At 67.1% G+C, this 9332-nt stretch carries 7 protein-coding genes and 1 pseudogene; 5 read left to right on the top strand and 3 right to left on the bottom strand.

The annotated features are described in order from the left end of the window. Both U9979_RS17770 and U9979_RS17765 read right to left on the bottom strand, forming a co-directional pair. Positions 1–727 (bottom strand): annotated as a pseudogene (locus tag U9979_RS17770) (hypothetical protein); the annotation flags it as partial. Positions 728–765: 38 nt separating this feature from the next. Beyond that, positions 766–1281: a hypothetical protein gene (locus U9979_RS17765; protein WP_322780261.1), complete on the bottom strand. Its 516-nt coding sequence runs from the start codon at positions 1279–1281 to the stop codon at positions 766–768. Between the two features lie 216 nt (positions 1282–1497). On the opposite strand from U9979_RS17765, the gene U9979_RS17760 reads away from it, so the two are divergent. The 3 genes from U9979_RS17760 to U9979_RS17750 all read left to right on the top strand — a co-directional run bounded on the left by U9979_RS17760 (position 1498) and on the right by U9979_RS17750 (position 3374). Next, entirely contained in the window at positions 1498–2244 is a 747-nt protein-coding gene (locus U9979_RS17760) for a helix-turn-helix transcriptional regulator (protein WP_322780260.1), read from the top strand. A gap of 8 nt (positions 2245–2252) precedes the next feature. Further along, positions 2253–2723, top strand: coding sequence for an NUDIX hydrolase (locus U9979_RS17755; protein WP_416220248.1), 471 nt, complete (start codon positions 2253–2255; stop codon positions 2721–2723). Positions 2724–2912: 189 nt separating this feature from the next. Next, the gene (locus U9979_RS17750; protein ID WP_322780258.1) at positions 2913–3374 is read left to right on the top strand and encodes a deaminase; all 462 of its coding nucleotides are present in this window, start codon (positions 2913–2915) and stop codon (positions 3372–3374) included. A gap of 18 nt (positions 3375–3392) precedes the next feature. Here U9979_RS17750 and U9979_RS17745 read toward each other — a convergent pair whose 3' ends face one another. Continuing rightward, the gene (locus tag U9979_RS17745) at positions 3393–5213 is read right to left on the bottom strand and encodes an NAD+ synthase (RefSeq protein WP_322780257.1); all 1821 of its coding nucleotides are present in this window, start codon (positions 5211–5213) and stop codon (positions 3393–3395) included. Positions 5214–5412: 199 nt separating this feature from the next. Here U9979_RS17745 and glnA point away from each other — a divergent pair, with 199 nt between their 5' ends. Beyond that, complete coding sequence (gene glnA, locus U9979_RS17740) at positions 5413–6771, top strand: type I glutamate--ammonia ligase (RefSeq protein WP_322749063.1); 1359 nt, start codon at positions 5413–5415, stop codon at positions 6769–6771. Between the two features lie 114 nt (positions 6772–6885). After that, the coding region (locus U9979_RS17735; RefSeq protein WP_322780262.1) for a bifunctional [glutamine synthetase] adenylyltransferase/[glutamine synthetase]-adenylyl-L-tyrosine phosphorylase at positions 6886–9332 on the top strand (2447 nt) is incomplete at its 3' end.

Genomic DNA, 9332 nt, shown 5'->3' with positions numbered 1-9332 from the left:
ACACCGGGCAGGGTAGCTTGTCGTATTCTCCGTAACGCTGGTGGCCGTTTTCGGTGTCTTCGACCACTCCCAGAATCCGGCCGCTGAAATGCTGACACAGGTACCGCAACGCCCGAGCGAAGTAGCCGCCGATATCGAGGAGGATAAGGTCACGTCCTGCGGCTCGTTCCTCTACATAGCGCAACAGTTTGTCGGGTTCCTCGAATCGAGCACGACTAAGATCATCGCAGCGGTAGAGCAGGCGCATGGCGGCCAGCGTCCGGGGATCGCAGGACCGGGGTTTCGGGAGCACCGCCCGCAGGTCGGTCATGACACGGACCGCGCGCAGAAAGTTAGGCCGGTCGGCCAGGAGGTGGGTCACCACCAGCGATGCGATGCTGTCCGCCACCGGAAAGTGCCGTGTCAACACGCTGAAATACTGTGCAATCCGACCGTCCGGAAGAAGATCGCCCGTAGGTAAGGCCCCATCTGTCCCGACATCGCGAGTCCACGACAGCCCCGATGCTCGGGCGTGCTGCGGTTCGGGAGTGCGCCGTTGGCCCGGTACGTCCGCTCCAACAGGCGGGGGGAAGACGACCGGCGCGACACGGTAGTCCTGCACACGGTGTAGTTTCGCGTGCTCATCCGCTGCGCGGGCGCTTTCAAAGCAGACCACGACCCGCTGTACCGCGCCGTTGGCAGCGCAGTCGAACTGAACCAGCCCATACAGCATGCTCTCCTGTTCCACGTCAGTCCTCCCGGTCTAAACGCAGACGGCCAGCGGTGCTACCCACGTTGTCCCGCTCCCATGTGCAGCACACTTGAACGCCCCGCCATCCACACGGTCAGCTCGCAACGCTGCGGGGTGATGGTCCAGGTGCGCCGCGCGGCCAGGTCTTCGATCCGTACCGGAAGCTGGGTCAGGGGTTCCGTCGCGCGCAGATGCGCCCAGCCATGCGCGGCGGTCCACGCCGCTGTGGGGAACGTCGCGACCAGCTCACCGTCCCCATCGACGACCAGCAGCTCGTGAGGCGCGCTACTGGCTCCGGTCAGCGGTCCTGGCCGGAAGCCCAACACCGCTCCCGACCCGGTAGGGGCCTGGGCCGGGTCATCGTGGCAGATGGCAGGCGGCCTGCACGACTCCGCCAGGTCCTGGACCAGCGCCGCATGTGCGGCGCGCTGCCCGGCATCGAACGCAGCAGCTTCCGCGTCGGTCAGAGCACCAATCGCCCGCCACAGCGGTACCGGTTGCGGGCCGCATGCCAGCACCACTCCGACGTCCCGAAAAGCCGAACCCGCCATACCTGATCTCCACATCGTCCGAGTTGCCAATGTCCACTTACCGGTGGCACGACAGCCGTCGGCATGTCCGACGGCCCGACCATGATCCTTTTTAGGTCGCGGCCCCGGGCGCCGATATCTACAGTCACCCGTTGGCTGGGACGCAGTAACCCCCTGCATGGGATGCCTTGGGACGTTCTACGATCGAAACGTCCCTCACTATCTGGGAGCGTCCGCATGGCCAACGAGCGACTCCGTACGGCGCTAACACGGAGACATTGGGACGTACCCGGCTTCGCAGAGGCTGTTGGCGTCGACCCCAAGACCATCGAGCGCTGGGTCACGAAGGGGCGAACGCCGCACCGCGGGACCGCTATGAAGGCGGCCCGTCTGCTGGGGGAAGATCCAGAGTACTTGTGGCCGGATGTGGGTCGACGTGTCGCGGTGGACCAGAAGCACGGCGAAGTCATCACGGTCTACACAGAACGCAGCGCCGTGCCTAACTCGCTGTGGCTTTCCCTCCTACAGGACGCGACTCACAGTGTCGATATCCTCGTCTATGCAGGTCTGCATCTGCCTGAGGCCAACCCGGCATGGGCCAAGGAGATCCGGAGAAAATGCGATGAGTCGGTCAAGGTAAGAATTGCATTCGGTGACCCCGAATGTGCAGAGGTGCGCATGCGGGGGGAGGAGGAAGGAGTAGGAGCGGGGATGGCAGCCCGCATTAAATATGCCTTGGCGTGGCACCAGTCAATCATTGGCTGCGAGAACCTGAGTATAGGGTTTCATTCAACGGTCCTTTACAATTCCATCCTTCGGTTTGACGACCAGATGTTGGTCAATCCGCATATCTACAGCATGCCGGCCTTCCGGGCGCCGATCATTCATCTCCGCAGGATTGAGGGCGGCCCGCTGTTCCAAACTTACGGCGAGTGTTTTGAGCACATATGGTCCAACTGTCGCCCTCTCGGCACGAAGGAGTGACCGCTGGTATGTCACGTATCGATTACCTGAACGATCCGAGAGCGCCCAAGGCAAACAGTATAGTCCCTGCCGTGAGCGCCATTGTCGCAGACGACAAGGGTCGGATTCTTCTTATCCGACGCACAGATAACAAATATTGGGCGATCCCCGGTGGTGGGGTCGAACCCGGTGAGTCGGTAAGCGAGGCGACCGCCCGGGAAGTAGAGGAAGAAACTGGGATCGACTGCGAGGTCACCGACGTCGTCGGAATCTATTCAAATCCCAATCACGTGGCTGCCTATGATGACGGAGAGGTCCGCCAGCAGTTCTCCATTTGCTTCGCTACCAGGATGTTGGGTGGGACGACAAGAACGAGCAGCGAGTCCGCGGAGGTACGATTTGTCCCACTCGAGGAAATCGGCGAGTACGACATGCACCCGTCGATACGTCTCCGAATACAGCACTATATGGAAGCGCGGCTTCGACCATATATCGGCTGACCAGTTGCTGAGGTTGGCTCGCTTGCCGGAACCCGTCGATCTTTTCGAGGCAGGATCTTATAGAAACTACTGAGTCTCCTGCTCTGTGCCACCGCCCCGCTGCGCTGGGATCTTCTCCGATTCGTGTCTGGCCATTCCGTGCACCGCTGCGACGGGCATCGAACCCGTCAGGGGAAGGACGAGCAGTCCATGAACCTCAATGCCCAGTTCGACGACCATCGGTGGATGACGCGTGCCATCGAGCTCGCCCATCGCTGCCCACCCGCGACCGGTGCCTACTCCGTGGGAGCTGTCATCGTCGAGGAGAACGGCGAGGAGATCTCCTGCGGATTCTCCCGGGAGGTCGACGATGCGGTGCATGCCGAGGAGTCCGCGCTTGCGAAGATCTCCCCGGCCGATTCCCGGCTCGCCACCGCGACGATCTACAGCACGCTTGAGCCCTGTTCCCAACGCACGTCCCGGCCGCGTACCTGTACCCAGCTCATCCTGGCGTCGAAGATCCCCCGAGTGGTCATCGCCTGGCGGGAACCCAGTTTGTTCGTCGCTGACTGCCAGGGCCACGAACTGCTCACCGCGGCCGGCGTCACCGTGGTGGAAATGCCCGCATTCGGCGAGCTGGCCCGTGCCGTGAACGCCCACCTGGCGGTGTGACCGCTTCGCCGGCGTTGATTATCCACTTGGGTGCTCCCGCCAGTGGGAGGTGATCGGCAGCCTGCGGTCGCGACCGAACGCCTTCGAGGTCACCTTCGGCCCCGGCGGGTTCTGCCGGCGCTTGTACTCGGCCAGGTCCACCAGTCGGATCACCCGCTCCACAGTCTCGGGGCTGTGACCCGCCGTGATCAGTTCGGTCCGGCCCTGGTCGCGCTCGACGTAGTCGTCGAGGACGGCGTCCAGGGTGGTGTAGTCCGGCAGCCGGTCCGAGTCGAGTTGGCCGGGAGCGAGCTCGGCGGACGGGGGCTTGACGATGATCTCTTCCGGGATGGGTGGGGTTTCCCCCCGGCGGTCGGCGTGCGCGTTGCGCCAGCGCGCGAGCTCCCAGACCAGGGTCTTGGGCACATCCTTGATCGGGGCGAAGCCGCCCGCGCTGTCGCCGTAGAGGGTGGAGAATCCGGTCGCGAGCTCGCTTTTGTTGCCGGTGGTCAGAACCAGATGGCCATGGGCGTTCGACAGGGCCATCAGCAGCGTGCCGCGGACCCGGGCCTGGAGGTTCTCCGCGGCCAGACCGGCGAGCCCGCCGGCGGCGGCGAGCGCGTCGTGGAAGGAGTCCACCACCGGCTGGATCGGGGTCACGGTGTGGGTGACACCGGTCCGCCGGGCAAGGTCAGCCGCGTCGTCCACCGATCCGGTCGACGAGTGCACCGATGGCATGGCGACGGTGTGCACCCGGTTGGCGCCGAGGGCGTCCACGGCGATCGTGGCGACCAGCGCCGAGTCGATGCCGCCGGACAGGCCGAGCACGACCGAGGTGAACCCGTTCTTGCCGACGTAGTCCCGGGTGCCGGTGACCAGCGCGTGGTACAGCTCGGCGGCGGAGTCCAGCCGTTGCGCCACGGCCGGCGCCTGCGCGTCGAACGCCACGACGGGTTCGCCCGTCAGCATCAGGCGGGTCACCGTCATCGCGGTGCCGTCGCCCGCGTCCACCGCTGTCCCGGTACCGACCGCCGTCCCCGCCACGACGGTCGGACCCGCGGATGCAGCGGTTCGGGCTGCCGGTAGGTCCAGGTCGACGGTCAGCAGCGTCTCGGTGAACTGTTCGGCGCGGGCCAGGAGCCGGCCGGCCGCGTCGACCACGAGCGAGCCGCCGTCGAAGACGAGCTCGTCCTGGCCGCCGACCAGGTTGACGTACGCGAGCGCGGCGCCCGCCTCGCGTGCTCGCCGGGCTGCCAGCTCGTCCCGTTGGAACGCCTTCCCGCGCTCGTAGGGCGACCCGTTGATGCACACCAGCAGGCCCACCTCGGCGGCGCGTGCGACCGCGACCGGTCCACCGTCCTGCCAGAGGTCCTCGCAGATGGTGAGCGCGACATCCACGCCGTGCAGGCGGACAACCGGGAAGTCGTGGCCGGGGACGAAATAGCGGAACTCGTCGAACACGCCGTAGTTCGGCAGATGGTGCTTGGCGTAGCGGGCCACGACCTCGCCGCGCCACAGCACCGCGGCCGCGTTCTGCGGCTCGCCCGCGGGACGACCCAGCCGCGGCGCGGGCGTGCGGGAGGTATCGAGGTATCCGACGATCACGGCCAGCTCCCCGGTACCCTCGTCGGCCAGGCGCCGGGCAAGGTGATCGACGGCCGTGCGGGACGCCTGTGCGAACGAACGGCGCAGGACGAGATCCTCCGCGGGGTATCCGGTGAGGGTCATCTCGGGGAACGCCACCAGGTGAGCGCCGCGGTGTGCAGCGCGCTTCGCCCATCCGCTGACCAGGTCCGCATTGGCTTCAAGATCTCCTACTACGGTGTTGACCTGGGCAAGCGCGACACGCAACTGGGCCATGGGTGGAGCTTAGGGCCTGTCCGGTGGATGTTTACCCTCATGCGTCGTGGTCCGCACCTGCCTGGTCGTAACGTCTGGTTACGAGTTTGGTTGCGGAAGCACTACGTTGCAGCGTGTCGGCCGGCGGGTAGCTATGGTCGGCCGTAGCACACCTCGCCCGCCCGCGACGGCGAGCCCGACCCTCAGCGCGGAGGCGATCATGGATAAGCAGCAGGAATTCGTCCTGCGTACGATGGAGGAACGAGACATCCGGTTTGTCCGGCTGTGGTTCACCGACGTGCTCGGGGTGCTGAAGTCCGTCGAGATCGCGCCGGCGGAGCTTGAGGGGGCGTTGGCCGAGGGCATCGGCTTTGACGGTTCCTCGATCGAGGGTTTCGCCCGGGTGCACGAGGCAGACATGCTCGCCAGACCTGATCCGTCAACATTCCAGGTCCTGCCCTGGCGTGGTGACAGCCCGGTCACCGCCCGGATGTTCTGCAACCTCGTCATGCCCGACGGCATGCCGTCCCCGGCGGATTCACGCTGGGTCCTGCGTCGTACGCTGGCCAATGCCGCGGACGCCGGTTTCACCTTCTACACCCATCCTGAAATAGAGTTCTTCCTGCTGCGGCAACCGCCGACGCGGGGTGCCCCGGTACCGCCGCCGGTCGACGAATCCGGGTACTTCGACCTCACCCCGAACGATGTCAGCCATGAATTCCGACAGCAGGTCATCGGGGTTCTGGAACGCTTGGGGATATCGGTCGAGTTCAGTCACCACGAGGTTGCGCCCGGACAGCAGGAAATCGACCTGCGGTATGCGGACGCGCTCACCATCGCCGACAACATCATGACTTTTCGCCAGGTGGTGAAGGAGGTCGCTCTCCGCCAGGGCGTTTACGCGACCTTCATGCCGAAGCCCTACAGCGATCAGGCCGGGTCCGGTATGCACACCCATCTCAGCCTTTTCGAAGGTGATCGGAACGCGTTCCACGATCCGACCGACGCCTACCACCTCTCCAAGGTCGCGCAGGCGTTCATTGCCGGTCTCCTCGTCCACGCCGCCGAGATCACCGCGGTCACCAACCAGTGGGTGAACTCGTACAAGCGCATAGTCGGCGACCAGCGTGCCGGTGAGGTGCTGGAGGCACCCGCTTATGTCTGCTGGGGGCACAACAACCGATCCGCACTCGTCCGGGTGCCGTTGTACAAGCCGAACAAGCCGAACACGACCCGCATCGAGTTTCGCTCGCCGGACAGCGCATGCAACCCCTACCTCGCCTTCGCGCTGATTCTTGCGGCCGGTCTGCGCGGCATTCAGGAGGGTTACGAGCTCCCGCCGCCGGCGGCCGACGACGTGTGGACGCTCAGCGAGTCGCAGCGCCACGAGCGGGGCATCACGGCACTGCCCGGTTCGCTGGCGGAGGCGATCGTCATCATGGAGCGATCCGCACTGGTTCGCGAGACGCTCGGCGACGACCTTTTCGATTTCTTCCTGCGGAACAAACGTGCCGAATGGGCCGAGTACCGCCGCCAGGTCACGCCTTTCGAGATTGACCGGTACCTGCCGATACTGTGAGCAATCGGCATGATGGCCAGGGGTATTTTCAGAAGGATGGGACACGTGCGCGGGACCGATGAGTCCGGGTTCATCCATCCGCGGGGTAGCTCCGTACAGGCACAGCTGGCCCGGATGGGTTTCAGCAACGTCGACAGGTCGGCCGCCGGCCTGGCGCGGCTCGGGCTGCTCGCCGGTGACGGGCCCGCCGGTGACGGGGTCGGGCTGCCGTCCGGCTCCGTCGATCCCCCAGGTGCCGACCTCTCCGGTAACGCCGTCCTGGTGGAGCTTTCGCGGGCCGCCGATCCCGACCTCGCGCTCGCGGCGATCGAACGGATCGTGGACAGGGCGCCGCCCGAGGTCGGCGCTGAGTTGCTTACCGTGCTGGCCCGGCAGCCAGGACTGCGCCGCCGGCTCGTCGCGGTGCTCGGCGTCAGTGCCGCCCTCGGCGATCACCTGGTCCGCCATCCCACCGACTGGCGGGTGATCGCTGATGAGGGTGTGATGCGGGCCGCACCGGAGCACCGCGTCACCCGTGAGCGCTTGCTGCGCGCTGTCGGGGCGGATCCGGACGCGACCTGGCCGCGAGCGGCCGGTGACGGCACCGATGTTCTCAACGCGCTGCGCGTGGCCTACCGCCGGGCGCTGTTCGTCCTCGCGGCCCGTGATCTTACCGGTGCGGTGCCCTTCGACGATGCCACCGCGGAGCTTGCCGACCTCGCGGGAGCCGCTCTTGACGCCGCCCTCGCCGTGGCCCGGTCGGCGCTGTGGCCGGCGGCTGCCCCGGTTCGGCTGGCTGTTGTCGGTATGGGCAAGTGTGGCGGTCGGGAACTGAACTATGTCAGCGACGTCGATGTCCTGTTCGTGGCGGAGCCGGGACAACGTGGCGGCAATACTGACGGTATCCGCGGCGACGAGGTTGGCGGGTTGGAGGCGGCGACCCGTCTCGCGGAGGGGATGGTCCGTGCCTGCGGGGCGGTCACCGGCGAGGGTGCGTTGTTCCAGGTCGACGTGGGACTGCGGCCTGAAGGCCGGGACGGCCCACTTGTCCGTACCCTGGCCAGCCACGACGCCTACTACCGGCGATGGGCGAGAACCTGGGAGTTTCAGGCTCTGCTCAAGGCGCGCCCGGTCGCGGGCGACCGTGACGTGGGGGAGCGGTTCTGCGCCGCGGTCGGACCGCTGGTCTGGTCGGCGGCGTCGCGGCCGGGGTTCGTCAGTGATGTCCAGACGATGCGGCGGCGGGTGGAGCGGTCGTTGCCGCCCGGGGACGCCGACCGCAACCTCAAACTCGGCCCGGGCGGACTGCGCGACGTCGAGTTCGCCGTCCAGCTGCTCCAGCTCGTCCACGGCCGGACCGACCCGAAGCTGCGGACGGCCTCGACCCTGTCCGCACTGGACGCGCTCGCCCGCGGTGGCTATGTCGCCCGCCGAGACGCGGCCGGTCTGGCCGACGCGTACCGCTTCCTGCGGGGTACCGAGCACCGCCTGCAGCTGCAACGGCTCCGCCGGGTACACACCCTGCCTCGCGACCCTGGCGAACTGCGCAGGCTCGCCCGGTCTCTGGGTCTCACCTCCGCCGCGGAGATCGTGGCCGAGCATGCCCGGGTCGCCCGGTTCGTGCGGCGGCTCCACGAGCGGCTCTTCTACCAGCCGTTGCTGGAGGCGGTGGCGCGGTTGTCCGTCGAGGAGGTTCGCCTGACCCCGGCGGAGGCTCGGGACCGGCTTGCCGCGCTGGGCTTCGCCGACACCGCACGTGCGCTGCGCCACATCGAAGCGCTGACCAACGGTGTCAGTCGGACCGCCACCATCCAACGCCGTCTGCTCCCGGCGATGCTGCACTGGTTCGCCGATGCGGCCGACCCCGACGCCGGCCTGCTCGCCTATCGTCAGGTCAGCGAGGCGCTGGGACGTACTCCCTGGTACCTGCGGTTGCTGCGGGACGAGAGCGGCGCGGCCGAACGGTTGTGCCGCGTGCTGGCCACGAGTCGCTACGTTGCGGACCTGATGCAGCGTGCGCCGGAGTCGGTGCGGCTGTTGCGGACCATCGACGATCTGCGTCCCCGCACCCGGGAGCAGCTGGTCCAGGCGATGATCGCGATCGCTCGCCGCAATCCTTGCGGGGAGCAGGCGGTCGGGCGGGCACGGGCGGTGCGTCGGGTTGAGCTCATCCGCGTAGCCTGCGGCGACCTACTCGGACTGCTGGACGTCGCCGCGGTCGGCCGGGCCCTGTCCGACGCTGCGGCCGCGACGATCGGGGCAGCCCTGTACGTGGCGGAACGTCGCTTCGAGCAGGAGACCGGTCGGCCGCTGCCGGTGCGGATCGCGGTGATGGCGATGGGTCGTCTTGGCGGGGCGGAGCTGTCCTACGGCAGCGACGCGGATGTCGTGTTTGTCCACGAGCCGATCGACGACCCGGTAACCGACGGGGTGACCGACGCGGCCGATGCCGCCGGGGCGGTCGTGGCCGAACTGCGCCGACTGCTCGCGGTGCCCGCCGGTGACCCGCCGTTGATCCTCGACGCGCAGCTCCGCCCGGAAGGCCGTGCGGGTCCGATGACCCGCACGCCGGCCAGCTATGC

Source organism: Protofrankia sp. Cas4 (assembly GCF_963555915.1).
Taxonomy (GTDB): Bacteria; Actinomycetota; Actinomycetes; order Frankiales; family Frankiaceae; genus Protofrankia.
This window is presented reverse-complemented; position numbering and strand designations above follow the sequence as displayed.

What these genes read in the sequence shown, in the direction of transcription:
- U9979_RS17765 (WP_322780261.1), bottom strand. Translation starts at nt 1,281, where the DNA reads ATGGCGGGTTCGGCTTTTCGGGACGTCGGAGTGGTGCTGGCATGCGGC.
- U9979_RS17760 (WP_322780260.1), top strand. Translation starts at nt 1,498, where the DNA reads ATGGCCAACGAGCGACTCCGTACGGCGCTAACACGGAGACATTGGGAC.
- U9979_RS17755 (WP_416220248.1), top strand. Translation starts at nt 2,253, where the DNA reads ATGTCACGTATCGATTACCTGAACGATCCGAGAGCGCCCAAGGCAAAC.
- U9979_RS17750 (WP_322780258.1), top strand. Translation starts at nt 2,913, where the DNA reads ATGAACCTCAATGCCCAGTTCGACGACCATCGGTGGATGACGCGTGCC.
- U9979_RS17745 (WP_322780257.1), bottom strand. Translation starts at nt 5,213, where the DNA reads ATGGCCCAGTTGCGTGTCGCGCTTGCCCAGGTCAACACCGTAGTAGGA.
- glnA (WP_322749063.1), top strand. Translation starts at nt 5,413, where the DNA reads ATGGATAAGCAGCAGGAATTCGTCCTGCGTACGATGGAGGAACGAGAC.